Genomic DNA, 26,843 nt, shown 5'->3' on the forward strand with positions numbered 1-26,843 from the left:
AGCCCCCCTCTTGCTCTTGCGCGCTTTCCACGCAAAAGCTGCGGGCCAAAAGGGAGGACTTCATGAAGTGGTTGATCCGGGTTGCGCTGCTCCTTGTGACGCTGGTGGTTCTGACGGGCGTTTTGCTGTGGTTTTTCTTGCCGCGCATAAACGACCGGCAGGTCAACGGAGAAATCGCCGTGGCGGGCGGCAACGCCCCGATCCGGATCGTTCGCGACAGCAACTCGATGCCCTACATTTACGCCGAGACGCTAGAAGACGCGTTTGTCGGGCAGGGCTTTGTCGCAGGACAAGATCGCCTGTTCCAGATGGAGCTTGCCAAAAGAGCCGCAACAGGGCGACTGGCCGAAGCGCTTGGGCCGGGCGAAGACGAGGCGATCCTCAACCTCGATCGCGAAGCGCGCACCGTTGGCTTCTACCGGATCGCCGCGCGGCAGGAGGCTATCTTGTCCCCAGAATCGCGCGCGGCGATGACGGCCTATCTCTCCGGGCTCAACGCCTTCATTCTCCAGCACGCCGACAGTCACCCTATCGAGTTCAAGCTCTCGGGCTTCGAGCCGCAGGTCTGGACGACAACCGAGTTGCTCGCGACCGGCTTTTTCCTCGGCTGGGCAAGCGCGGCCAACTTCGATGGTGAGCTGATTGCGCACAAGGTCATAATGGCAGTGGGCGAGAAGAAGTTCGGCGAGATCGCACCAATGGTCGTCAATCCGGATGACGAAGGAGAGCCGACTGAGACCGCGGAGCCAGCGCAGCGTCCCATTCGCTCTGCCCGCAAGACCGCGCCTCTTTCGCAATGGATCAAGGGGGGCTGGCGCGAACAAGGGCATGGAGGCAGCAACAATTGGGCAATGAGCGGCGCCAAGGCGGGCCAGCGCGCAGCGATCGTAACCAACGACCCGCATCTCGACAGCCGCAACCTGCCTGGGCCTTGGCATCCGGTCGCGCTCATTACGTCTGAGCATCGCATTGTCGGCGTCAGCGCCGGACTTCCGGGCGTGGTCATTGGCCGCAATCAGCGCATCGCCTTTGGAGTGACCAACGCCTACGCCGATGCGGTCGATCTCTATATCGAGACGCTCGATCCTGAGAATTCCGAGAACTATCTCGAAGGCGCAACCTCGATCCCGCTTGAGATCATCGCCGAGCCGATACTGATCAAGGACGAGACCAAGGCCGCCGGCTTTCGCCAGGAGACGCTGACCGTTCGCTCAACGCGCCGGGGGCCCTTGATTACGGATCATACGGACCGCGGGGTCGGCGACGCGCACATTTCGATGCGCTGGGCCTCTGCGGAATACATGGATGGTGACCTAGGTCTGGACACTTTGATGCTCGCGCAGGATGTGGATCAGGCGCTCGAAGCGATTGAGAAAACGCGCATCGTCTCGATCAATTTTGTCGTCGGCGATGTGACCGGTCGCGTGGCGCGGCGCGCGAGCGGTGCCGCACCTATTCGGCTGCGGGGCGACGGGATGACGCCCTTCCCTGTTACGGACACCACGGACAACTGGGGCGGGCCAATTGCGCCTTCCGAGATGCCCGGAGAGATCGACCCGGCGCGCGGCTGGACCGGCACCGCCAACCACATGACCGCCCCGCGCGACTACCCCTACACCTACACCAGCTACGCCTCGCCGCCCTATCGCTATCGCCGTATGAAAGAGATTTTCGCAGCCGACAAAGTGGGCGCAGCAGAAGCGTGGGCGGCGCAATATGATGTGACCAACCTCTACGCGCGCGAGCTTGCTCCTATCCTCGCGAGAGTCCTGGTGCAATCGCAGGAAGCGGAGCTGCGCGAAGCGGGCGAAGTCCTTCAGGACTGGGATCACCGCGACCTTGCGGACGCTCTGGCACCAACCCTGTTTCAGGAAATTGCGCGGCAGTTGGCAAGGCAGACGTTCGAGGATGAGTTGGGGCCAGAGGCGACGCAAGCCTATCTGTCCAACTGGTATGTCTGGCAGAGCCGATTTGAGGTCATGGTCCGGGAAGGAACCTCAGACTGGTTCGACGACACTCGCACACCGGATAAGGAGACTTTGGCCGATCTCGTCCACCGCGCGGGGTCAGCTGCGCTTGAGCGATTGACACAGCAATACGGCGCGGACCAGGCCAACTGGGTTTGGGGCAAGGTTCACGCGATCAGGTTTCAGAGCCCACTTCGCCAAAGCGGCCTTGCGGGCGATCTTACCGGCAATCGCAGGGTTGAATTAGGGGGCTCGGGCGAAACGCTCTTGCGCGCGCTTTATCCCTATGATGAGCCGTTTGGTTCCAAGTGGTTTGCCTCGCTGCGAATGACCGCCGACCTCAGCGATCCCGACAAGGTGCGCGCGGTGCTGCCAGGCGGCGTTGTGGGCCGGACGTTCCACCCGCATCTGGCGAACCAGATCGACGCCTGGATGGAACCCGACGCGCAAGTCTACTGGTGGTTTTCCGATGAGAAGATCGAGGCCGACACCCAATCCACGCTGACGCTCACTCCGGTTCAACTGGCGGGGGATTGAAACCAGCGCGATTGCCAAACGTAGGGTTCCTGAGCACAGCGCTCGCCCTAACTTTGTCGAGCATCCGGGGCATCATATGAAACCAATGATCGCATTTGCGACTCTGATCGCCAGTCTTTCCGTCACAGCGCACGCGCAGGAGACGGCAAAGACTAACCTGCGCCCTCTCACCGCTGAGGACGTGTTCGAGCTGGAATGGGCCGATGACCCGCAGGTCTCGCCCGATGGACGCCAGGCGCTTTATCTACGCCGGTTCAATGACATCCAGACTGACCGCACGCTGAGCCATGTGTGGATCGTCGATCTCAATGGCAACGGGCATGAGCCGCTGCTTGCCGGCGAAGGGTCCTATCGGTCCCCGCGCTGGTCACCCGACGGGACGCGAATCGCTTACATGCGCAAAGTCGAAGCGGGGACGGGCCTTTTCGTGCATTATCTTGCGTCCGGTCGAGAGGCGCTGATCGCTGCGTTCGAACGGTCGCCACGTGGCCTTACCTGGTCCCCGGATTCCGCGAGAATCGCCTTCACTATGGCGGTCAAGGGCCAAAGCGAAAAGCTGGTGAGCGCGCCGAGCAAGCCAGAAGGCGCCCAGTGGGCAGAGCCGCCGATCGTGATCGATCGCGCGCGCTACCGCACCAACGGGTCGGGCTTTGTTGAGCTCGCCTATGACCACGTCTTCATCCTCCCCGCCGAAGGCGGAACCGCGCGCCAGTTGACCCAAGGCGATTTCAACCACGGCAGCGATCTTGCTTTCACCCCCGATGGCTCGGAAATCTTCTTCTCAGCCAACCGCAACCCCGATTGGGAGCTGCAATCGCGCGAGGCCGACATTTTTGCAATCGGTGTTGCCGACAGCTCGCTGCGCAATGTCACGAGCCAGCCCGGCGTCGAAGCCAGCCCGAAGGTTTCGCCCGACGGCAAGCGCATCGCGTTCCTTTCGAGCAGCAACGAACGCGTGCCATTTGTGCCGACCAATGTGTTTGTGATGGCGCCGGACGGTTCGGGCCAGCGCAACCTGACCCAGGGGCTGGATCGCAGAGCAGGCGACCCGCATTGGCTTTCGAACAGCGAAATCGCCTACACCTTTCAGAATAGGGGCGAGAACCATATTGGCGTGGTCGACACCAGCGGTGGCCGCCGCGTCGCGGCTGAGGGCATTGGCGGGACCACGATCGGTCGCCCCTATGTCAGCGGTGCTTTTGACGCGCGGCCCGGCGCTAGGATTGTCTACACCAAGGGCAGCGCAGCGCGTCCCGCTGATCTGTTTGCCAAGAGGGGCAGTCGTGAGGTGCAACTGACCTCGCTCAACGAGGATTTGCTCGCCCATCGCGATCTGGGACAGCTTCGCAGCTTCACCTACCCGTCCTCGCTTGATGGCTTGGAAATCCAAGGCTGGATGATCACGCCGCCCGGCTATGTGGAAGGCAAGACCTACCCGCTGATCATCGAAATCCACGGCGGCCCACATCTTGCCTATGGCCCACACTTCTCCGCCGAGCTACAACGTATGGCTGCGGCGGGCTATGTCGTGATCTACGACAACCATCGTGGCTCGATCGGCTATGGCAGCAAGTTCGCGAACCTTCTCCAGTACAAATATTCCAGCCCCGACGATTTCGCCGATCATATGTCGGCGGTTGATTGGGCGATCGCAAACGGCTTTGCGGATGAAAACAATCTGTTCATCGCCGGAGGCTCCGCGGGGGGCATAGCCACCGCTTACGCAATCGGTCTGACGGATCGCTTCAACGCGGCGGTGGCGGCCAAACCGGTGATCAATTGGGTGTCCAAGGTGCTGACCGCCGATAGCTATATCGGCCAGATCCAGAACCAGTTTCCCGGACCGCCCTGGGAGCATCTTGATCATTACTGGGAACGTTCACCGCTTAGTCTCGTGGGCAATGTGACGACGCCGACCATGCTGATTACCGGCGAAGTCGACTACCGCACGCCGATCTCGGAAACCGAGCAGTTTTATCAGGCGCTCCAGCTTCTGCGCGTGCCTTCGGTCATGGTTCGCATTCCGGGCTCCAATCACGGCATCGCCTCGCGGCCCTCGCGGCTTAACGCCAAGACCGACTACACGCTCGCCTGGTTTGAAAAGCACAAGGTCCAAGACGCCGCGGCCCAACCGCCAGCGGACTGACCCTTGCGCTGCCGCGCACGGGCGATAACACACACATCTCAAAGGCGCGGGTTCCCGCGCCCTTCTTTAAAAAACGGGGAACACCATAATGAAGCTCTTCACCACGCGGCGGCTACCGCTTGCAGCGGCCCTACTGTGCAGCGTTGCCGCCCCGGCTGTCGCGGAAGAAGGCTTCTATCAATATCCGAGCGCGCGGGGCGATGTGCTGGTGTTCGCAAGCGAGGGAGACCTTTGGCGGACATCGCGCCGAGGCGGGACCGCGATCCGGCTTACCAACCACGAAGAGGAAGAGCGCAACGCGCGCGTGTCTCCCGATGGAACGATGGTGGCCTTCAATGCGAGCTATGACAGCGGGGATGACATCTATGTGATGCCGGTCGCCGGGGGCGCGCCAAGACGGCTGACCTTTGAGGGCGGCGGGCTCAGCACCGTGGGGTGGTCCCCCGATGGCCAAATCGTCTATTCCTCACGCTTAACCGGCAACGGCCAGGGCGAGGTGTTGTACACCATTTCGCCAAACGGTGGTGAGGCAACGCCAATCCCGCTTTGGCGCGCCAACGCGGCGACGTACAGCCTGGACAAGTCGAAGCTCTTCTTTTCTCGCCGGGGGCTTTACGCTCGGGCGCGCGACAACGCGGTGCTTTATCGCGGCGGCGGCATGGCGCAGCTGTGGAACTGGTCCTTGGGTTCCAGCGAGGAAGCCAATCAATTGCTCGCCGATTTTGGCGCACCGGTCCGCATGCCGATGGCCCATGCGGGTCGGATCTACTTCGTCTCCGACAAGAGCGGTGCGGATGCGATCTGGTCGGTCGCAGAAGACGGCGGCGATGCAACCAAGGAATCGGACGAATTCCCCTTCCCGGTGCTGCAGGCTGCAATCGACGGGGGCGAGATCTTCCTTCAGAATGGCGCGGATCTGCATGTATTCACAATCGCTTCGGGCGCTTTGGAAACCCTCTCGATCGACCTCGTTACCGATCGCGAACAGACCCGTTCACGCACGCTCGAAAACCCGCTTCGCGATATTGACGCGGCGCGGATCACACCATCGGGCAAAAGCCTGACCGTTACCGCGCGCGGCGAAGTCGCGCTAGCCGCCCCTCTCCAGCGTCGCCGGGTCGAATTCATGATCCCAGCCGGCGCACGTGCGCGTGAGGCGGTCGCTGGGCCTGAGGGCGATAACGTCTTCATGATCCTTGATCAGGGCGAGGCGCGCGAAATCGTGAGAATGGCCGCCGACGGCACGGGTGAACCGGTTGCTATAACCAAGGGCTACGATGCGCATATCTGGTCTTTTGCCGTCAGCCCGGATGCAAAGTCATTGCTGGTCTGGGACAAAGAGGCACGCCTGCAAAAGGTGGATGTTGAGACCGGCGCGGTTACTCTACTCTCGCAAAACACCACTGGCGACGACAACCCCTTCAGCACGCCCGTCTTTTCGCCGGACGGCGAGTACATCGCCTATTCCGAAACCGGTTCGGAGAACTTCGGCAATATCAGCAACATCTACGTCCAGAACCTTGAATCCGGCGAAAGGGTGAAGGCGACCTCGGGCAAGTTCAACGACCACGCTCCGGTCTTCTCCGCCGATGGCGCGTGGCTGTATTTCATCTCCGATCGTAATTTTACGCCCGAGCCCGGCAGCCCCTGGGGCGATCGCAACATGGGCGTCTCCTTCCCCGATCGCGGGGAACTGCACGCGCTTCAGCTTGATCCGCAAGCCGAATTCGCCTTCCGCGCCGACAACGAGCTAACCGGAGAAAACGACGAAGAGGAGGACGAGGAGAACGGCGAAGACGACGACAGCGACGACAAGACCGACGGGGACGAGGAGACCAAGGCCGCCGTCACCCTCGCCGGTCTTCGAGACCGCCTCTATAAGCTGCCGGTCAAGCCGGGCGCAGCGCGTCAATTGCTGGCGTCCAAAGAATTCCTCTACACTCAAATCGGCGGTGAGTGGGTTTCGATCACGATCGACAAGAACGACCCCGAGATTGAGACGTTCGTGCCCGAAGCGCTCGGCCTTTCAATGTCAGCGGATCGCAAGACGATCGCGGTGGTGCAGCAGCAGGGTGACGCGCTTCGCTTTGCGCTCGTCCCGGCCAAGGACAAGATGCCGAAGAAGCTAGACGGCAAGCTCGTGCGCCTGGGGGACTGGCGCCTGACCATCGATCCAAAAGAGGAATGGTCGCAAATGTTCCTCGACGCCTGGCGCATGCACCGCGATTTCGCTTACGATCCGGCGCTGCGCGGGGTCGATTGGGATGCGGTGCGCGATCAGCATCAACCTCTGGTTGAGCGGATCGGCACGCGCGCCGAACTTGCCACGATCATGGGCCAGATGGCCGCGCAACTCGGCATCCTGCACAGTCAGGTGCGCGGCGGCGACCAGCCCGAAGATGAGGAGAACAGCCAGTTGGCCTTCCTCGGCGCGCGCTACACACCGGAAGCGGGCGGGCTTCGCATCGACAGCGTCTATCGCGGTGAAGCGGACCTGGTCGAGCTTCAGCCACCTTTGCGCCGTCCCGGTGTCGATGTCCGCGCAGGCGATGTCATCACCAAGGTCGACGGGCGCCCCGTCGCCTCCCTCGCCGACTTGCGCCTCGCTCTGGCGTCCAAGGCGGGCCAGCAGGTGCGGCTCGACCTGACTCGCTCCGGCGCCAGGATGAGCGAGATCGTCACCCCGATGAACGCGCGCGGGCGAGCGATGGCGGAGTATTACGACTTCACCGAGGGGCGCAAAGAGGCGGTGGCCGCGCTTTCGGGCGGTGAGATCGGTTATCTCAAGCTGCGCGCAATGGGCGGCGGCGACATTGCGAGCTTTGCGCGCGACTTCTTCAGCCAGCTCGATAAGGACGCGATGATTATTGACGTCCGCAACAATTCGGGTGGCAACATCGACAGCATCCTGATCGCTCAATTGCTTCGTCGCCCCTGGGCATTCTGGGGCGCGCCCGATGGCTCAGGCGTCGAATACACCAACATGCAGAACGCCTATCGCGGGCACATCGCGGTGCTGATCGATGAGCGCACCTATTCCGATGGTGAGACCTTTGCGGGCGGTATCAAATCGCTGGGCATCGGACCGTTGGTGGGCAAGCGCACTGCGGGCGCAGGTATTTGGCTTTCCGACCGCACCCGGGTGATCGACAATGGGGGCGTGCGCATCGCCGAATACGCGCAATACGACATCAACGGAAACTGGATTGTCGAAGGCATTGGCGTGGGGCCGGACTACGAAGTCGAAAATGGCCCTTACGCGACCTATCAGGGCGACGACGCGCAGCTTGAGGCGGCGGTCGGCTTGCTGCAAGCGCGTATCGAGGAAGAGCCAATACCCGACCTCGCGCCGCGCCCGCTCAGCCCTCTGGGAACGCCAGCGGCGGACGTCTCAAAGCTGGATTGACACTTGTTTCGCGCGCACCGTGTCTATTGATAATGATTTGCAACTGGTAGCCCAAGCGGTATAGCGGCGGCAAGGTTGAGCGAAGGAATCACACATGAAATCGACAATCAAAGTCTGGACGGGTCTGGGTCTGGCGACCGCTCTCGTGGGTGCGGGCCTTGCAGGCTGCGCGGGAGAAGGCGGCGAAGGAGGCGAAGGCGCCGATAGCTCTGTGTCGGGCGAAGCCGGTGAAGGCGAAGCCGGTGAAGGTGAGGGTGGTGAAGGCGAAGGGGGCGAAGGCGAAGGCGGCGAAGGTGAAGGGGGTGAAGGCGGTGTCGCTGTAGGTGACGCGGCGAGCGACCCGGTCGTTTACGGCGCTGCGCTCGCGATTGTCGAAGCGCACGCCATTGCCGGGCTCGACGCCTACGCTGTGGGCAAGACCAACGCAGCAGCGGAAATGTTCGGTCATCCGGTCTCTGAAGTGCTCACCGACATGGCTCCGGTGTTTGAGAAACTGGGTGTCGAGGACTTCACGGCAGCGATGAACGAAGCGTCCCGCGCTGCGCTCAAGGCCGATAACGAGCAGGAAGTCAGCGCAGCCTACAAAGCGATCATGGCCGCGTTGGAAGAGGCAGCCGCCAAAGCGCCCACTGGCGATCTCAGCAAAGGAGCCGTGACCGCGGGCGTGGTCGCGGATCAGATCGGACGCGCGGCGAGCATGTATCGGGAAGCCACCGGCAACGACACCTATGAGCCCTATCTCGACGGCTATGGCTATTACAAGGCCGCCGCGCGCGCCTTTGAGCGAGACGGAGCGGCGATCGAGACCTACAATTCGGGGCTGCACAGTGATATCACGGCCGCTCTGGACCTTCTGGCTACCGCCTATCCGAGCGCTGAGCGGCCCGCTGCGCTTGAGGTTGAGGAAGGTAAACTCCTCGGCGCCTCTTCGAAGGTCGATCTGGGTCTGCCGACGGCTTAGCGAGGTCGCGAAGGCCTACATCCAATCGCGTCTCCTTGCGCTCTGTGAGACTTAGCGAGTCCAGAGGGTGACAGAAAGACCGGGAATGCGTCCTTAACAGGGGGCTATAAAGTGTCGCGCGCGCTCGGTTCGTCGTGGCGCGCGACCCCGGATTCCAACAAGCGATTAACCCGGCCTGCGACCTCGTCATGGCTGAGCGCATCGGTTTCCTTGCCCCAGATTGCAAAGCGCAGGCCGACAAACACGTTCATGCCCATCACCGCCCAGGCTTCGACCTCGTCGAGTCCGGCGCGAAACTCGCCCGCCTCAACTCCCTTGTGAAGCCGCTGGCCGATACGCTCAGCAACCGTCTCGTAATGGGTGCGATAGCTGGCCGGATCGACGAATTCCGCCTCGTCGATAATTCTGTACACCTCTTTGTTCTCACTTGCGAAATCTAGAAACGCGCACAGCGCAGCGCGTTCGGTTTCGAGCGCGCTCATGTCCTCCCGCAGCGCGGCGCGGGCGCTGGTGCGCACATTATCGCTCATGTCGAGTACAAGCGCGCGAAACAGAGCGTCCTTGCTGTCGAAATAGGTGTAGAAACTGCCCAGCGCGATGCCAGCGCGCCGGGTGATCGAACTCACCGACGCTTCATGAAACCCCTTCTCGCCGAACTCGATCGCAGAAGCGTCGAGCAGCTTGCGCAAGGTGCGCCGTCCGCGTTCGGTGCGCGGCACCTTCGCGTCGGGCATCGCCGCCCGTTCGTCAAGCGACGCGGCGCCTTCACCCGCGCGCTCGCCTGTTTTGTCGTGAGCCTTTTCGACCATACTCCATCCCCTCCACCCTTCCTGCCTAAGTCTGCGGCGCGTGTCTCACAAGAGAAAACTTGAAAGGTGGTTCATCTTTCAATAAAGTACGCACAACTGCCATAATCGGCAGCTCACAGGGGAGAGAAAGCATGAAACGGATTTTCGCCAGCCGTGCGCTGTGGCTCGCGGGGTTTGCGGGTGTCGCGTGCGCCGCCGTGCCCGCCACCGCGCAAAACGCGGACGAACCCAACGCCGAGGCCAACACCGAAGTCGCCGAGCCGAACGAAAACCGCATCATCGTCACCGCCCGGCGCCGCGAGGAGACGCTGCTCGAAGTGCCGGTGGCCGTTACATCCTTTTCGGGAGAAGACCTCCTCCAGCAAGGGGTGCAAGACCTCACGCAGGTCGGCCAGCAGGTGCCCAACATCACGTTGGAAGTCAGCCGGGGCACCAACACCACGCTCACCGCCTTTATTCGGGGCGTCGGCCAGCAGGATCCGGTTGCCGGTTTCGAAGCGGGCGTGGGGCTTTACATCGACGATGTCTATCTCAATCGTCCGCAGGCCGCTGTTCTCGACATCTACAACGTCGAGCGCATCGAGGTGCTGCGCGGGCCACAAGGCACGCTTTATGGGCGCAACACGATCGGCGGCGCGATCAAGTATGTGACCGCAGAGCTACCCGAAGAAACCAGCTTCAGCGCGCGCGGGACCTACGGTTCCTATGATCAGGCAGACTTGATCCTGACCGCCTCGACCCCGATCACCGACAGCCTCAAGATCGGCGCCAGCGGCGCACGCCTTTCGCGCGGGGGATTTGGCGAGAACATCAACACGGGCGAGGAGAACTACAACAAGGATGTGTGGGCCGCGCGCGGGACGATCGAATTTGACAGTGGCCCGGTCTTTGCGCGCCTTTCAGGCGATTACATCAAAGACAATTCCAACGCGCGGCAAGGCCACCGCCTCATTCCCGGCCAGTTGTCCGGTGCGCCCGTGCTCGACAACGTGTTTGACACCCGCGCGGGACTCGATGTCGTCGATCAGGAAGTTGAGGCCTATGGCGGCGCGCTCAATATCGCGATTGAGCTGAATGACACGCTGACGCTCAAATCAATCACCGGCTACCGCGAAGACAGCTCGACCACGCCGATCGATTTTGACAGCCTGCCCGAAGCGGATGTCGATGTTCCGGCCATTTACGAAAACGACCAGTTCAGCCAGGAGCTGCAATTGCTTTACGAAGGCGATCGACTTTCGGGCGTTTTCGGATTCTATTACCTCAACGCCAACGCCTTCACCGCCTTCGATGTTTTGCTTGATACCACCGGGCAGCTTATCGGATTACCGGGTCTGAACGCGCAGACTTTGGGCGATGTCGACACCGAAACCTGGTCGGTCTTTGGCGATTTCACCTACGATATCACCGACACGATCAGCGTATCGCTTGGTGGCCGATACACCAACGACAAGCGCACCAGCCGCGTGCTGCGCACCACCTTTATCGGCGGGTTTTCCGATCTGTTCGTCCCGGACAGTCCGGCGATACCGATCGCGGTTACCAGCGATTTCGAAGGCAGCGACACGTTCGAGGACTTCAACCCGCGCGCCTCGATCAGCTGGCAACCCACGCCCGATCACAACGTCTATTTCAGCTACGCTCAGGGCTTTAAGGGTGGCGGCTTTGACCCGCGCGGTCAAACCACATCGACGCCCGATTTCGATGGCAACGGCACGGTCAGCGACGACGAGATCTTTGAGTTCATGCGCTTTGAGCCGGAAACGGTCGACAGCTTCGAAATCGGCTACAAGGCTTCGCTGCTGGATAATCGACTGAACATCGCGATCGCCGCCTTCCTGGGGCAATACACCAATGTGCAGATCCCGGGTTCGGTGGGCTTTGACAGCGATGGAGACGGGGTAATCGATGGATTTGAAGGGATAACGTCGAACGCCGCGGACGCAGACATCAACGGCTTCGAATTCGAAGGCAACGCGCTGGTCGGCAAGGACTTCCTCGGCCAGGGAAGCGTTTTCAGCGTCAATTGGTCGCTGGGCTATATCGATGCGCAGTTCAACGAATTCATTGACGCCTTTGGCGAGGATGTGGCGGATGAACGGACCTTCCAGAACACGCCCGAGTTTACCGGCCATATGGGCTTCAATCTGGGTGTTCCGGCAGCGGAAGGGATCATCGATTTCATCGGCCTCGTCTCCTTCCGCAGCGAAGCTAGCCAGTTTGAACAACCCAACGAATTCCTCGATCAGGAAGCCTTTGAGCTGGTCGACTTCAGCATCGTTTACACGCGCGACGATGGGCGTTTCAGTCTTGGCGGGCACGTGAAGAACCTGTTCGACAAGGAGTATATCGTTGCCGGCTACAACTTTGTGGCGGGCGGCACTCCTCCCGGCACGCCGTTTATTCCGACACTCGGCCTCGAAGGCACGCTGACGGGGTTCTACGGCGATCCCCGGCGCTTCTTCGTGACCGCGCAGGTCAACTACTAGGAACCCGTTTTCATCCGGCTCTCCAAGGGGCGGCGCGCATCGGGGGGATGCGCGCCGCCCCGCCCTTTTCGGGCTAGGATTGTCGGGGCCTTTCAATCGTAATGCGAAGCGGGCATAGGCGCGCCCATGCACGATATCCGTTTGATCCGAGACGATCCTGACGCTTTTGACGCGGGGCTGGCCCGGCGCGGGGCCGAGCCTGTGGCCAGGGCCATTCTTGCGCTGGACGAAGAACGCCGCGCGCTCACAACCCGGCTACAAAACGCACAGTCGCGTCGCAACGAAGCCTCGAAAGCGATCGGTAAGGCGATGGGTCAGGGCGACACCGAAAGCGCCGAGGCCTTGAAAGCAGAGGTCGCCGAGCTCAAGCGGACCATGCCCGAGATGGAAGAGGCGGAGCGCGCGCTGGGCGAGAAGCTCAAAGACGCGCTCGCGGTGATCCCGAACATCCCCTTCGACGACGTGCCCGAAGGCGCGGACGAGGACGACAACGTCGAAGTAAGCCGCTGGGGCGACAAGCCTGTCTTCGATTTCGAGCCGCAGGAGCACGCCGACTTCGCCCCTGCGCTCGGCATGGAGTTCGAAACCGGCGCGCGCATTTCGGGCGCGCGTTTTACCTTCTTGCGCGGCGACATGGCGCGCCTACACCGCGCGCTCGGCCAATTCATGCTCGACCATCAGATCAGCGCTAACGGCTACACCGAATGCGCGCCCCCGCTGCTGGTCAAAGATGAAGCCATGTACGGGACCGACAAGCTGCCGAAATTCAAAGAGGATAGTTTCAAGACTTCCGTAAGCTATCTGGAGCCGACGGATTTCATCAGGGCCATTCAGGAAAATGGTAGAATCGATGCCACGAGCAGAACCGCCGAGGAGTACAAGCCCTTTCTTGAGTCCGTCGAGCAGAAAACACGCCGCTGGCTTATCCCCACCGCCGAAGTCTCGTTGACCGCCAGCGTCATGGGCGAGCTGCTGGACGAAAGCGCCCTCCCCTTGCGCCTCACCGCGCTGACCGATTGCTTCCGCTCCGAGGCAGGCGCGGCGGGGCGCGACACGCGCGGCTTCATCCGCCAGCACCAGTTTACCAAGTGCGAGCTGGTGAGCATCGTCAAACCCGAGGAGTCCGAGGCTGAGCACGAACGCATGACGAAAGCGGCGCAAGGCATCCTCGAAGCGCTGGGCCTGCCCTATCGCACGATACTCCTGTGCACCGGTGACATGGGTTTTGGCGCGCGCAAGACCTACGATCTGGAAGTCTGGCTGCCGGGGCAGAACGCCTATCGCGAAATCAGCTCGTGTTCCAACACCGGCGACTTTCAGGCGCGGCGCATGAACACACGCTATCGCGTAGCCGGTGAGGCAAAAAAGACCGAGTTTGTCCACACCCTAAACGGCTCCGGGCTCGCCGTGGGCCGCACTTTGGTGGCGATTATCGAGAATTACCAGCAGGCCGACGGCAGTGTTGTGGTGCCCGAGGTGCTGCATTCCTATATGGGCGGGGTGACCACACTCACCCCCTAACTCAAAACCCGTTCGCCCTGAGCTTGTCGAAGGGCTGTCCTTCTTCTTCAGTGTCCGGCAAAAGCAAATACAGTGCTTCGACAAGCTCAGCATGAACGGATAGGGGTACGGCCAAGCCAATGAGAATCCTTGTAACCAACGATGATGGATACCACGCGCCGGGCCTTGCCGTGCTCGAAGAGATCGCAGCCCAGTTTTCCGACGACATCTGGGTATGCGCGCCTTCCGAAGAGCAATCGGGCGCGGGCCACTCGCTGACGCTCAACCGCCCGGTGCGCTTGCAGAAGTTTGCCGAGCGGCGCTTTGCTGTCACCGGCACCCCGACCGACAGCGTGATGATGGCGCTCCGCGAAGTGCTCGACAGCCCGCCGGACCTGATCCTCTCAGGCGTCAACCGGGGCGCCAATCTTGGCGATGACATCACCTATTCAGGCACCGTATCCGCCGCGATCGAAGGCGCTCTGGCCGGCATTCGCTCGATTGCGCTCTCCCAAGTCTATGGCCCACGCAACACATCGGGCAACACACGCCGCAACATCGATGGCGGAGGCGACGCCGATCTGTTCGACGCCGCGATCAAATGGGGCCCAAAAGCGATACAGCCGCTGCTTGACGCTGCCTTTGACGAGCGCACGCTTGTCAATATCAACTTCCCCCCATGTCTGGCCAGCGACGTCAAGGGCATGCGAGTGGTGCGCCAGGGCTTCCACGATTATTCCCGCGGCTCGGTCGTTGAGGGTAAGGATCCTCGCGGTCACCGCTATTTCTGGTTCGGCCTGCATGCTATCGAGCACACTCTAGACCACGGCACCGATCTCGAAGCGGTCGCCGATGGCCATATCGCGATCACCCCGCTTCAGCTCGATCTGACGCACCATACCTCGCTTGCAAACCTCGCCGAAAGGTTCGAGGCGTAACGCCGGATCGCGCGCGCTCATGGCTGACACAACCAAACGTTCCCGGAAGATATCGAGCAAGTTCAAGCCCCTCAGGCGCGCGGTCAATCTGCCGTGGTATTCTGACCTCACTCTGCGTCTTGGCGCGGCCTTCATCCTGATCGGCATTGTGGTCTTCATCCACTGGCTCGACCGCGACGGCCTTGTCGACAGCACAGACGGACACGTCAGCCTGCTCGACGTGTTCTACTTCACCATGATCTCGATCACGACCACCGGCTTTGGCGACATTGCGCCGGTCAGTGACAGCGCGCGCTTCAAGGAAGCGGTGATCGTTACTCCGATCCGGTTTGCGGTCTTTTTCATTTTCGTGGGCACCGCGTACAATTTCATCATCAAGCGAAGCTGGGAGAAGTGGCGCATGGCGCGCATCCAGGACAACCTCACCGATCATATCGTCGTGCTGGGTTTCGGCGTTTCAGGTTCGCAGAGCGTGGAAGAGCTTATTCAGCGCGGCGCTGATGCCAACAAGATCGTGGTCGTCGACCCCAGCGAAGAACGACTGAAGGTCGCCGAGGAACTCGGCGTTGCGGTGTTGGCGGGTGACGCAGCGCGCGATGACATCCTGAAAGCCGTGCGGATCGAGACCGCGGGTTCCGTGCTGGTATCCGCCGGTCGCGACGACACCTCGATCCTGATCGTGCTCACCGTCCGTCACCTCGCGCCAAAAGTGCCGATCAGCGTGGTCGTGCGCGCGTCAGACAACGAATTGCTTGCCCGTCAGGCTGGCGCGAACAACGTGATCAACCCGGTGCGGTTTACTGGCCTCTTGCTTGCCGGCTCCGCACAAGGGGCGCATATCGCCGATTACCTGGCCGACCTTGCCTCGGTCTCAGGCCGCGTTCAGCTCGTCGAGCGAGTGGTCGAAGATGAAGAATGCGGATGCGCGATCACCGACTTGAAAAGCGGCGGGCGAGGTCTGCGCATCTACCGCAACGGGCGCGCGATCGGTTATTGGGAAGAGGAATGCCAGAACCTTCAGACGGGCGACGTGGTGGTCGAGATTGTTCCTGCTAATGGGAACGGGGGCTAAGTGTTTGTTTAGGAGGGCGCGAACAGCTCGGCCCGGCGAAGCTATAGAAACCACACAAACACTGCGCCCATAGCCGCCATGCCTAGCAGGAAATGGCCCGCATCGATCAAGAACAGTGTGAAACTCTTGCGCTGGAACAGGTAGTTTATTCCCATCGCCGGGATCATAATGCCGCCGGCAAAGCCCACCGCCATCATCATCACCACATGAGGCGCCGGATTGACCCGCGCGAGCAAGTGCCACAGCACCATCGCGATCAGCATTTCAAAGAGGAAACACAGGCCGAATATCAAGGCCATACTGCCGCTTTGAACCTGGGCCTCGCTCAGCCCGGCCGCCCTTTGCCAGACCTTGCCGAACAGCGCGCCGTACCAGACCATCCCGACCAGGAAGAACGCCGCGCTGCCGGCGAGCACGGGCCAGAGTGCAAAGTCGCTCATTGATCAATCCCTCCCTCAATGCGTTCAGTCTAGCGCAAACGATCGGCGCGGTGTAGGGGCGCGCCCATCATGAACTCGACCACAACCCTTCCAGACGCCAAACGCGTTGGCATGGTTTCGCTTGGCTGCCCGAAAGCGCTGGTAGACAGCGAGCGTATCCTCACGCGCCTGCGCGCCGACGGCTATGCGATGAGCTCGGATTACGCGGGCGCTGATGTCGTTCTGGTCAACACCTGTGGATTCCTCGACAGTGCGAAGGAAGAAAGCCTCGCAGCCATTGGGGAGGCGATCGCCGAAAACGGTCGCGTCATCGTGACTGGCTGCATGGGCGAGGAAGCGGACGCGATCCGCGCCGCGCACCCGCAGGTGCTCGCGGTCACCGGCGCGCACCAGTACGAGCAGGTTGTCGAGGCCGTCCATGAACACGCCCCGCCCAGCCAGGGCCCGTTCGTCGATCTGATCCCGCAACCCAGTGACAGCGACATCAAGCTGACACCGCGTCATTACAGTTATCTGAAGATTTCCGAGGGCTGCAACCATTCCTGCGCGTTCTGCATCATTCCTCAGCTGCGTGGAAAACTGGCCAGCCGCCGGATCGACGCGGTCCTGCGCGAAGCGGAAAAGCTGGTGGCCGCCGGAACGCGCGAGCTTCTGGTGATCAGTCAGGATACGAGCGCCTATGGCGTCGACATCAAGCACGAACCCAAGCCATGGAAGGGGCGCGAGGTCCGCGCGCATATGACCGACATGGCGCGCGAATTGGGCCAGCTCGACATCGGCAATGGCACGCCGCCCTGGGTCCGGCTGCACTATGTCTACCCCTACCCGCATGTCGACAGGGTCTTGCCCCTGATGGCCGAAGGGCTGCTGACTCCGTATCTCGACATTCCCTTTCAGCACGCTTCGCCCAAGGTGCTCAAACTGATGCGGCGCCCGGCGAACGAGGCAAAGGTGCTAGACCGTCTCAAAAGCTGGCGCGAAATCTGTCCTGAGATTGCGGTGCGTTCGTCTTTCGTCGTTGGCTTTCCAGGCGAGACCGAAGAGGATTTTCGATACCTCATCGATTGGCTTGAGGAAGCGCAGCTTGATCGTGTCGGCGCGTTTCGTTTCGAACCGGTTGAGGGCGCGGCGGCGAACGCGCTGCCCGATCCGGTGCCCGAAGCGGTAAAGGAAGAGCGGTACGCGGCGCTTATGGAAGTGACTGAGCGGATTTCAGCGGCGAAGCTCGAAGCCAAGATCGGAAAGACGCTGCCGGTGATCATCGATGAGGTCGGCGAGCCCGATGAGGACGGAGACATCGGCGCCAACGGTCGCACGCAGGCCGATGCGCCCGAGATCGATGGCGCGGTCTATTTGCGAAACGTGCCCGAAACGCTTGCCGCTGGCGACATCGTCGACGTGCGCATCGAAGAGGCCGACGCGCACGACCTGTTCGGTGTCATTGAGCCGCGCTGACGCGCTCTTCCCAATTCGGGAGCTCGAGATCGGCTCGCAAAGTCGCTGCGCGAGGCACCATCGCTTCGGGCAAGGGGCGCGCGAGCTGTTCCAGTTCGGCCAAGAGTTCGGCGTGATCCTCCAACAGCTGGTGCGTATCGGGGAGGATCGACTGCGTGTAGAACAGGTCCGCTTCAGGTGGCCTCAAGGCGTCCAGCGCGCTGGACCGGGTGCTCGGATCGCGCAGGCCCTCGAGCAGGATCTGCGCAGCTTCATCGCGCAGACCGTGACACAAAAGCCCCGTCGCCGCGAGGGCGACGGAAGCGCTCTTGTTGTCACGGAGAAAGGCGAGCTCCAATTCGGCCTCTTCGGCGCGCCCCAGAGCGTTGAGCGCGCAGGCGTGGTCCTTGGCGACGATCATCTCGGCATAAGTGGTCCCGGGCACGGTGCGCGCAAGCCTGGCCGCCTCCAACCCCTCTGCAAACCGGCTATAGCCGACGAGGCGCGAGGCGCGATTGATCACGAAACTGACGACCCAGTGATTCCTCTCGGGATCAAGGCTCGCGAGCCGGTCGAAGATGGCGTCGGCCTTGTCGGTCTGACCCAACGAATCATAGGCATATGCCTGAAGGTTCAACGCCCAGGCGTCGCCTTCCTCGATCTCCTCCACACCTTCCTTGTTCGCAAGCGCATCGTTTACAAGGTCAATCACAGCCTGATACTCGCCGTGATAGTGCAGCGCACGCGCGAGGTCGCTTAGCTTGTCGCTGTCGTCGGGGTTTTCTTCGAGCCCCTGTCTGGCCTTTGCGACGTTTTCTTCGCCCACTGCGGACAGGTTTGCGCCAGCGCGTTCCTCGATCTGCGGCCAAAACGCCGCGTAGCGACGCTCGGTAAGGAGGTCGATATAGCTGTCAGGCCGGGACATTGCGGCCAGTAAATCATCGACCATGTCGTCGCGGCCCTGACGCGCAGCAGCGTCGAGCGCGCTGTCCGCAAGGCTTGCTTCCATATTCCAGGTTGCTTGCTCGATCAGCCCGCTTTCGAACCAGGCGAGCGTCCGATCGGAAAGCTCATCCTCCCGCCCCGCCTCGCGGATCGTGCGATAAGCGGGCCAGAAATGGGCACGCGTCAGGCTTGGCATTGATTCTGAGTCGAGCCAACTGAAGAGATCGAGCGCGAGTTGGGCGTCCTTGGCCTTGGCCGCGAGAAACAGCGTGAGAGCCGCATACTCGGCTTCGGGCTCAACCTCGCGCAGTTCGCGCACACGCTGGATGCCGTCTTCAAAACGATCCTCGTGCGCGGCGCACAAGGCTCTTGCGAAAAGCGAGGTGCGCTGAACCCAGGCGTCGTCCGGGCTTACTTCTTGCAGCGCTGCCGCAATCGGAACGCCAAACACACACGGCTCTTCGTACCAGCGCGCTGGATCCTTATCGAACTCCGCCACGAGATCGCTTGGCCGCATACCGGAAAAATCAAGCGGTTCTTTGGTGTCGGGCTCGGTTCTCTGCGCGGCCAGCGAAGACACGCACAGAACGGCGAGCGCGGATAGACAAAAAGCTCTTGTAAGGAAGAGCGAAATCGGCACGGCGATTACCCCTTTGCTGCGGCTGCCTTTGTCTAGCGAACCGCCGCAAAAGGAAAGCCCCAAATGGCGAGCGCGTGCGGCTGTTCCAGTAAGTTCGGATGCCCCCGGAACATCCCGCCGTTCGCGCGTTGTTGTGATGATGGCAATCGATCTGACCGTTACCTTCGCTTTTCAGCTCGATGAGGCCGCCGACGCTCTGCTGCAGTTCGAAGCCGCGCCGCTCGCTGATCAGCGGATCGTGTCGTCGTCCACATCGCTACCCGACGGCGCGCTAATTTCGCGCGTGGCGGCGCAAGATGGCGTGGGAGAACGCATCTGGATCAACGCGCAAGGCCGTGTCGAGGTGCGCTACGAGGCGCTAGTAGAGTTTGGCCGCGCGCTGGATACGATGGACTCGCTGCGCGGCGCCACTTTGCCCGATTTGCCGGACTACGTGGTTCCGTATCTTATGGGATCGCAGTATTGCCCAGCCGCTCAGTTTGCCGATTTTGCCGGCGAGTGCTTCTTGCCGATCGAAGGCGCCGGCGCGCGTGTTCTCGCAATCCGCGACTGGGTAGCGGACAATATCGCCTATACGCCGGGTGCAAGCGGGCCGGAAACGAGCGCCACCGACACCTTTCACGCCGGTGCAGGCGTCTGCCGCGATTTCGCGCATCTCTTTGTTACACTGGCGCGCGCCTCAGCCATCCCCGCGCGCTACGCAGCGTGCTACGCGCCGGGAGTGGCTCCGCAGGACTTCCACGCGGTCGCGCAGGTCTTTCTAGCTGACGAAAATGGAAATGCGGGCTGGCGTATCATCGACGCCACCGGAATGGCCGATCCGGGACAAACCGCGATTATCGGCGTGGGACGCGATGCGGGAGATGTGTCCTTCCTCACCAGCTTTGGACCGATGCAGTTTCTCGAAAGCAAGGTGGAGGTCGCGGTTCACAGTCAGCCCAGCGAACCGCAAGCGTCAAAGGCGGCGGTCGTTTAATCGAACGCCAAGAACTCGTCCCTGCCAGGGACGCCGACGGGTAAGAGTCTGGTTATCACCGCGTTAACCGGGCATATAACACGCCATGACTCGGATTGGCTCCAACATTCGGTTCGCTGTAGCGCTCGGGCTCGCTTCGCTTGGCGGCGCGTCCACACTGGCCGCGCAATCCACCCCGGCGGACGGTGTAGCGAGCGAGGCGGATCGGATTGCGCAAGAGGCCGACACCGCTCTGGAAACGATCGATCCGACCACTGGGTTACCCAAGTCGGCTAACGGCGCATTTGAACGACCGACACCGGCTGTGGAAGTGGTACCTCGTCTCTTGGCGCAACCCCTGCAAGAGCCTGATCTCCGGCCTGAGCCCCAGCCAGAACCAGATCCAGAACCAGTGCCAGACCCTGCAGCCCTGCGGACGCACGCGAGCGCGGAAGCGTTCACGCTCAAGAGCATCCTCACCATCCCCGAAGGCCCGTTTCGCTATGGCGACTGGTACTGGGACGAAAGCAACGCGCCCGCAAAGGGCAAACTGGTCGTGACCGTCGATCTTGATGCGCGGGTCATCAGCGCTTTTCGCGATGGACACGAAATCGGCACCGCCGTCGCCTTGCTCGGCACAAAAAAGCACCCGACGCCGCTCGGCCGTTTCCCGATCCTGACCAAGGAAAAGGACAACATCTCCGAGAAATACAATAACGCACCCATGCCTTGGACGCTTCGGTTGACCTGGAACGGCATTGCCATCCACGGCTCGCCGGTGATCAACGGCTACGCCAGCCATGGGTGCATCGGGGTGCCTGATGAATTCGCCGAGAAGCTGTTTGCCGCCGCGCGCCGCGGCGACCATGTGATCATTACCCGCGGCCAGACGCTGGCGCTTGGCGATCGTTTGTCATAGGTTGGGGACCTGCGGAGCTACGCGTTCCAGAACGACTAATGCGGGCGCCGCGGCGGCTCTGGCGAAAACCGCCACACGCGCATGTCTACCCCGACCCTTGCGATGCGCTCCACCGTCGGCACGGCCAGCACGCCACCAAGCGAAGCATTCTTCCCTCGCCACAAGCGGTCGGCCGCACGGCCTGCTTCCGCGCGCGAGACCACGCCGCCCAACTCGCTCACGATCCGCCGGACAGTTTCGATCTGGATGATGCGCGGCGCGTTGGCGTTGTAGCGCACGGTCAGGGAGTTATCCTCGCGGCTCACCATCTCTTCCCAGTCGATCTGCGCGTACCATTCGATCGCCCGCCAAGCCTCGGCAAGATGCTGAGCACTGGCCGCAAGCGCCTGAGGGTCAAGCCAATCATGCGCAGCCAGGTGCTCGCGCACGCGCACCCGGTCAAAGCGGTTTTCCTTGTTTGAGGGATCGCGCGCGGGCGCCAGACCGCTAGCGCGCACGATGTCCTCCAGTTCCGTCTTGCGCCAATCAAGCAGCGGACGAAGGAGCGTAAACGGCTCCCCACCATCGTCAGGCTCGAACTGATGCGCCGCGCGTACTCCGGCAAGCCCGGACAGACCGCTCCCACGCGCCAGCCGCATCAGAAGCGTTTCCGCCTGGTCGTCGGCGTGGTGCGCCGTGGCGAGCGCGCCCATCCGCTCGTCGCGCAGCCAGGTCGCCAATGCCGCGTAACGCGCTTCGCGCGCCCGCGCCTGGAGATTGCCGCCCTTCACGTCAACGCTGAGCGGGGTAAACGGGACGTCGAGCGCCTCGCATGCACGCTGGACCAGCGCGACTTCGCCCGCCGCCTCGGGACGAAGGCCGTGATTGACACTGGCGACAGCGATCTCACCCGGCATCGCAGTGGCGGCTAGCAAGAGCAGCGCAAGCGAATCCGGACCACCCGACACAGCGAGACCCAGCTTGGCCGTGCCCTCGCGGCCTTCAAGCGGCCATAGCCGCTCCAACGTCTGGGAAAAGCGCGCGATCTGCGCGGCATCAGGGGGCGAGGAAATTGCGGCGCTATCCATGGCCCTGCCCGCCGATCGCACCGGCTAGCTTTCGCAGGTCACCTTGCGCCGGCTGGCCTGGTACCGCTCAAGCAGGCGACCCGTTGCCACTGCAGGATAGGTCTCGGCAAATTCGGCGAGCGCGATGCAGGCGCGGCGGGTGTCGTCGAGCGCGATCATGCTGTCCGCCAAGAACAACAGGCTGTCGGGCGCGCGCGCGGCGGTGCGATCGGTCTGGTAGTTTTTGAGGAACCAGCGCGCGGCGTCTTCGGGTTTGCCGTCGTCTAGATAGGCGCGGCCCAGCAGGTTGCGACCATAGGTCGCGCGCCAGTGATCGGGATAGCTGTCAAGAAAGCTTGATAGCTGCTGGCGCGCTTCGGGATAGAAGCCCGCGTCCCAGAGGCGAAAGCCATAGGAGTATTCATCATCGGCCGCGTCGCTGGTTTGAGGCTTGGCGATCTCTTGCACCGCAGCAAGGCGCTCGGGCGTCGGCCCTTGAGGCTGCGGTGTTGTTTCGGCCTCTTCGGTTAATCCTACGCTGGGGCCTGCGCCCATAGCGGCGAGATTCGACGTCATGGCACGCGGTTCTTCTGCCGCCTCTGCCGCGTCCTCGACCGCGTCTTGCGCGACGGTCGTCGTGGTCTCAAGCGGGCTGGATGCGGCGTCGGCTGCCCCAATTTGGGGAGCGCCACCCGCCTCAATGGCCGCGATGCGCGTCGCCAGCAAACTGATGGCGTTGGCGTTCTCCTCGGTGATCGCCGTAAGCTGCGTCAATTGTTGCTCGATCGCGTCGAGCCGCGCGAGGATATCGGTCACCGCCGTGGTGGAGGGGCCGGTGGCTCTAGTGACATTGGGATCGACCGAAGTTATTTCAGGCTCGAAGTAACGCTCATCCCCACCCGGAAAGACGTTGCGCTGGAGCGCGCGGATTTCCGCTTCAATCTTGCGCAGGCGCGCTTCGGACACCTCATCCTGCGCCTGTGCAGGGATGGGAGCGGCCACTACGAGTGCTGGCGCGAGAAGGAACGCCGAGAGCGCGACTTTGGGGAAAGAACTACGGGCGAGAGCTTTGGGCATCATCAGTCACCTTCTGTTGTCCTTGCGGCGATGGCGAGCCTTGGGGATGTGCACGCCGACGCCTGAACATGGCTAAAACCTGTGACGAGGCCGCGCGCGCAAGTCGAGACCGAACCCCGACGAAAATGGTGGGAAAGCGCGAACTAGCTGGTCGGAGCGGCGGCGTCGCGCGCCAAAAGAGCGGCGGCCGATATAGGTGTACCACCCATGGTAACCGGTTCATCGGCTAGCTTTGGCACTTCAAGGCCGCCAACCGTGATTGCAAAGGCATCAGGCCGCCCCGTGTTAATTCGCGGCTCGGTCGCCTCGCGCGGCAATTCGAACGTGTCTCCGCTGGCCATCTGCGCTTCGAAAAGACGCTCGCCACCCTCTTCGTAAAACCGCACCCAAACCCCGTCCTCAAGCGCGGTGAAAATCACTTGGCCCTCGGGCGGAGGCGCGGTCTGGGCGTCGAATGGTTTCTGAGCCGCAGCGCTGGCAGCCGCAAGCGCCTCGGCCTCCCTCTCGGCCTCTTGCTGCACGAGCAGAGATTCGGGCCCCACGCCCGCCTGATAATAGGTGCTCGCAAACGAAATCACGCCTAGCGTCAGGATGAGGGCCGCGCCCCCCCCAAACCAGGCGAGACCATTTGAAGGTAACTTCGCCGGATCGCCCGGCTCCATGCCTTGCCCCATCGCGGAATTGCGCGGCCCGGCAAGCTCCATCTCCTCACGCACAAGATCGACGACCCCGTTTTCGTCAACACCGACCGCGCGAGCGTAGGTGCGCGCAAATCCCAGCGCGTAGGCGCGCGAGGGCAGTTCATCAAAATGCCCCGCTTCAATCGTTTGCAGATGGCGGACCGGAATGCGGGTGTGCGCCGAAAGAGCATCGAGCGATAGGCCGAGCCCCTCGCGCCCGGCGCGCAAGGTCGCGCCAGCGGTGGCGGGCAGGCCGATACCTTCGGCTTCGTGACCGGCGCCTTGACCCTCTTCGGTCTCGATACTGTCCTGACTTTTTTCCATGACCCTGCCTAGCATAAAGCGTCGCTCAACAAGATGAGAGGCTTCGAGACGCTTTTGCTTTTTCCGCACCCAATCGGCGAGGCGAAATAAAGTCAAGGATTCACTTGAGCTTGCGCAACATCTTGGGCGCTTTTGCGATAGATCGACAAGTTTGAGAGACCATTTGCGTCGAACTTGCGGAAGGATCAGTCGACATCAATGTGACGCTGTTCAGCCCATGCCACCAACGACGCCCGTAAATCCGTCCCCGGATCGCTGAGCCAGGCGCTCATCGCCGCGCTCAGTTCGGTCAGGTCCACCCGGCGCACCAATTCCTTGATCGGGCCCACCGCCGCGGGCGTGATGGAAAGCCGCCGGAAACCAATACCCAGAAGCGCAAGCGCTTCAAGCCGACGTCCGCCCATCTCGCCGCACACGCCTAGATCAACACCGCTACCGACCGATCCTTGCACCACCCGGCTCAGGAAGCGGATGATCGAAGGGCTGAGCCAATCGTAACGCTGCGCCAGTCTGGGGTTGGCGCGGTCGGCGGCGAACAGGAATTGGGTGAGATCGTTGGTGCCGACTGAGAGAAAGCTCAGCTTGGGCAGCAGCACGTCGAGCACTTCGGCGAGAGCGGGCACCTCGAGCATTGCACCGAAGTGGATCGCCTCCGGGCTCACCTTCTTTTTTCGACGAAGGAAAGCGAGTTGCTCATCAAACACCGCCTTGGCCGCGTCGAATTCCCACGGTTCGGATACCATCGGGAACATGACGTAAAGCGATCGCCCTCCCGCTGCCTCAAGGAGCGCGCGCGCCTGCGCCTTCATGAGCCCTTCGCGGTCGAGCCCTAGCCGCAGCGCGCGCCAACCCATCGCCGGGTTCTCGTCCGCGTCGGCAACCGCAGATGAGAGATAAGGAACCGACTTGTCCCCGCCGATATCGACCGTGCGGAAGATCACCGGCTTGTCGCTCGCCGCCTCCAGCACATCGCGATAGAGCCGTGTCTGGCGCTCACGCTGAGGGAGCGTGGCGGAAACGAGAAATTGAAATTCGGTGCGAAAGAGGCCCACGCCGTCGGCGCCCGTCATGGCGAGCGCGCTCATATCGTCGCGCAGCCCGGCGTTCATCATCACCTGAATTCGGGTGCCGTCGCGGGTGAAGGGTTCGACATCGCGCAGCTCAGCGTAAGCGGCCTGGCGCTCGCGCGACTTGGCGAAGCGCGCGGCGAAGGCGTCGGCGACCTGAACACTCGGGCGCACGGTGGCGATCCCGGCGCCAGCGTCAAGAAGGATCTCGTCGCCTTCGCGTACCGTCCCGCGAAGGCCGCCCTTGCCATGGTTGGCGCGGCCCAGCACCGGCACCCCCATGGCGCGCGCGACAATCACAACATGCGCTGTCAGCGAACCTTCTTCAAGGATCACGCCTTTCAAACGCCGCTTGTCGTATTCGAGCAGCTCCGCCGGCCCCAGATTGCGCGCGATCAGGATCGTATCCTTGGGCAGCCCCTGCTGCGCCGCCGTGCCCAGCTGGCCCGAGACAATCCGCAGTAGCCGATTCGCCAGATCCTCCAAATCGTGCATCCGGTCCTGAAGCAGCGGATCGTCTATCTCGCGCATGCGCATGCGTGTGTGCTGTTGCACGCGCTCAATCGCCGCCTCGGCGGTGAGGCCGGAATCGATGGCTTCGTTGATGCGCCGCGACCAGCCTTCGTCGTAGGCGAACATCTTGTAGGTCTCGAGCACCTCTTCGTGCTCTCCGCCCTTGCCGCCAAATTCGGCCTGCCCCGCCAGGGCGTCGATCTGCTCGCGCATCTTGTCGAAGGCGCGGTAAACCCGCTGACGCTCGGCCTCGATATCTTCAGCAACCGTCTGGGTGATCTGCACGCGCGGCTGGTGATAGACCGCTTGCCCCGCACCCAGCCCTTTGACGAGCGTGAGACCGGTGACCGTCTGCGGCCCCGTCCGCTCGCCGGTCAGTCCGCGCGCCTCCTCCTCATCGACCAGCTCAGCGTTGGTGATAAGCTCGGAGAGAACCATCGCGGTAGTCTGCAACGCTTCGATCTCGACGTCTTCGTAGCGGCGCGGCTCGACATGCTGAACGCACAGAACGCCCACTGCGCGTTCGCGGTAGACGATGGGCACGCCGGCGAAAGAGTGGAATTTCTCCTCGCCCGTCTCCTCGCGATATCGGAAGTCGGGATGCGCGCGCGCTTCGGCGAGGTTCAGCGTCTCTACGTTGTCGGCGATGGTGCCGGTCAGCCCCTCGCCGACTGCCATGCGCGTGACGTGGACGGCCGTCTTGTTGAGACCGCGCGTTGCGAAGAGCTCCAGCATCCCCTGGCGCAGAAGGTATATTGAACACACCTCGCTGGTCAGGCTCTCGCCAATGATCTCGACGACGCGATCTAACTTCGCCTGCGCGTGTAGGCGCGAGGCCATCACCTCGTGCAAGCGGGTGAGGATCTGACGGGCTGAAGCGGCTGCGCTCATGAGAGATCAGGGCCTACGCGGATCGTGGCCAAAAATCAAAGCAGCCGGGCTTGGGATCAAGGCGCACCGGGCGTAGGCGATCGGGCG

General features: G+C 62.2%; 18 protein-coding genes. 11 read left to right on the forward strand and 7 right to left on the reverse strand.

Translation table 11 applies throughout. The annotated features are described in order from the left end of the window. Positions 1 to 62: 62 nt before the first annotated feature. The 4 genes from QNI87_RS10390 (at position 63) to QNI87_RS10405 (ending at position 9,017) form a co-directional block, all read left to right on the forward strand. Positions 63 to 2,504, forward strand: coding sequence for a penicillin acylase family protein (locus QNI87_RS10390; RefSeq protein ID WP_300596182.1), 2,442 nt, complete (start codon positions 63 to 65; stop codon positions 2,502 to 2,504). Between the two features lie 85 nt (positions 2,505 to 2,589). Then, entirely contained in the window at positions 2,590 to 4,650 is a 2,061-nt protein-coding gene (locus QNI87_RS10395) for a S9 family peptidase (protein WP_300596184.1), read from the forward strand. Positions 4,651 to 4,738: 88 nt separating this feature from the next. After that, positions 4,739 to 8,056, forward strand: coding sequence for a S41 family peptidase (locus QNI87_RS10400; protein WP_300596186.1), 3,318 nt, complete (start codon positions 4,739 to 4,741; stop codon positions 8,054 to 8,056). A gap of 94 nt (positions 8,057 to 8,150) precedes the next feature. Beyond that, positions 8,151 to 9,017 (forward strand): hypothetical protein, encoded by an 867-nt coding sequence (locus QNI87_RS10405; protein WP_300596188.1) that lies wholly within the window; start codon positions 8,151 to 8,153, stop codon positions 9,015 to 9,017. Between the two features lie 104 nt (positions 9,018 to 9,121). Here QNI87_RS10405 and QNI87_RS10410 read toward each other — a convergent pair whose 3' ends face one another. Next, positions 9,122 to 9,751 carry a TetR/AcrR family transcriptional regulator gene (locus QNI87_RS10410; protein ID WP_300596643.1) on the reverse strand — a complete coding sequence of 210 codons (630 nt, stop codon included), beginning with the start codon at positions 9,749 to 9,751 and terminating at the stop codon, positions 9,122 to 9,124. A 206-nt stretch (positions 9,752 to 9,957) separates the two neighbouring features. Here QNI87_RS10410 and QNI87_RS10415 point away from each other — a divergent pair, with 206 nt between their 5' ends. The 4 genes from QNI87_RS10415 to QNI87_RS10430 all read left to right on the forward strand — a co-directional run bounded on the left by QNI87_RS10415 (position 9,958) and on the right by QNI87_RS10430 (position 15,825). Beyond that, positions 9,958 to 12,315, forward strand: a complete 2,358-nt coding sequence (locus QNI87_RS10415) for a TonB-dependent receptor (protein ID WP_300596189.1) — start codon at positions 9,958 to 9,960, stop codon at positions 12,313 to 12,315. Positions 12,316 to 12,441: 126 nt separating this feature from the next. Continuing rightward, positions 12,442 to 13,836, forward strand: a complete 1,395-nt coding sequence (gene serS, locus QNI87_RS10420; protein ID WP_300596191.1) for a serine--tRNA ligase — start codon at positions 12,442 to 12,444, stop codon at positions 13,834 to 13,836. 119 nt (positions 13,837 to 13,955) lie between these two features. Continuing rightward, the gene (gene surE / locus QNI87_RS10425) at positions 13,956 to 14,753 is read left to right on the forward strand and encodes a 5'/3'-nucleotidase SurE (RefSeq protein WP_300596193.1); all 798 of its coding nucleotides are present in this window, start codon (positions 13,956 to 13,958) and stop codon (positions 14,751 to 14,753) included. 19 nt (positions 14,754 to 14,772) lie between these two features. Further along, positions 14,773 to 15,825 (forward strand): potassium channel family protein, encoded by a 1,053-nt coding sequence (locus tag QNI87_RS10430; RefSeq protein WP_300596195.1) that lies wholly within the window; start codon positions 14,773 to 14,775, stop codon positions 15,823 to 15,825. Positions 15,826 to 15,866: 41 nt separating this feature from the next. Here the strand turns inward: QNI87_RS10430 and QNI87_RS10435 are convergent, their stop codons facing one another. Then, positions 15,867 to 16,265, reverse strand: a complete 399-nt coding sequence (locus tag QNI87_RS10435; RefSeq protein ID WP_300596197.1) for a DUF1761 domain-containing protein — start codon at positions 16,263 to 16,265, stop codon at positions 15,867 to 15,869. A 69-nt stretch (positions 16,266 to 16,334) separates the two neighbouring features. Between QNI87_RS10435 and rimO the strand changes: the two genes are divergently transcribed. Next, complete coding sequence (gene rimO / locus QNI87_RS10440; protein ID WP_300596199.1) at positions 16,335 to 17,720, forward strand: 30S ribosomal protein S12 methylthiotransferase RimO; 1,386 nt, start codon at positions 16,335 to 16,337, stop codon at positions 17,718 to 17,720. On the opposite strand, the gene QNI87_RS10445 is transcribed toward rimO, so the two are convergent. Then, complete coding sequence (locus tag QNI87_RS10445) at positions 17,704 to 19,284, reverse strand: hypothetical protein (protein ID WP_300596201.1); 1,581 nt, start codon at positions 19,282 to 19,284, stop codon at positions 17,704 to 17,706. The genes rimO and QNI87_RS10445 overlap by 17 nt on opposite strands. A 136-nt stretch (positions 19,285 to 19,420) precedes the next feature. Here QNI87_RS10445 and QNI87_RS10450 point away from each other — a divergent pair, with 136 nt between their 5' ends. Both QNI87_RS10450 and QNI87_RS10455 read left to right on the forward strand, forming a co-directional pair. Then, complete coding sequence (locus QNI87_RS10450) at positions 19,421 to 20,260, forward strand: transglutaminase family protein (protein ID WP_366146181.1); 840 nt, start codon at positions 19,421 to 19,423, stop codon at positions 20,258 to 20,260. 85 nt (positions 20,261 to 20,345) lie between these two features. Then, complete coding sequence (locus QNI87_RS10455) at positions 20,346 to 21,158, forward strand: L,D-transpeptidase family protein (protein WP_300596203.1); 813 nt, start codon at positions 20,346 to 20,348, stop codon at positions 21,156 to 21,158. Positions 21,159 to 21,193: 35 nt separating this feature from the next. On the opposite strand, the gene tilS is transcribed toward QNI87_RS10455, so the two are convergent. The 4 genes from tilS to ptsP form a co-directional block, all read right to left on the reverse strand. Continuing rightward, positions 21,194 to 22,225 (reverse strand): tRNA lysidine(34) synthetase TilS, encoded by a 1,032-nt coding sequence (gene tilS, locus QNI87_RS10460; RefSeq protein WP_300596205.1) that lies wholly within the window; start codon positions 22,223 to 22,225, stop codon positions 21,194 to 21,196. Between the two features lie 24 nt (positions 22,226 to 22,249). Further along, positions 22,250 to 23,284 carry a tetratricopeptide repeat protein gene (locus QNI87_RS10465; RefSeq protein ID WP_366146182.1) on the reverse strand — a complete coding sequence of 345 codons (1,035 nt, stop codon included), beginning with the start codon at positions 23,282 to 23,284 and terminating at the stop codon, positions 22,250 to 22,252. A gap of 140 nt (positions 23,285 to 23,424) precedes the next feature. Further along, positions 23,425 to 24,285 (reverse strand): RodZ domain-containing protein, encoded by an 861-nt coding sequence (locus QNI87_RS10470; RefSeq protein ID WP_300596207.1) that lies wholly within the window; start codon positions 24,283 to 24,285, stop codon positions 23,425 to 23,427. A 185-nt stretch (positions 24,286 to 24,470) separates the two neighbouring features. After that, positions 24,471 to 26,756, reverse strand: a complete 2,286-nt coding sequence (gene ptsP / locus QNI87_RS10475) for a phosphoenolpyruvate--protein phosphotransferase (RefSeq protein WP_300596209.1) — start codon at positions 26,754 to 26,756, stop codon at positions 24,471 to 24,473. Positions 26,757 to 26,843: the final 87 nt, after the last annotated feature.

The sequence above is a fragment of the Erythrobacter sp. genome (assembly GCF_030066995.1).
Lineage (GTDB): Bacteria > Pseudomonadota > Alphaproteobacteria > Sphingomonadales > Sphingomonadaceae > Erythrobacter.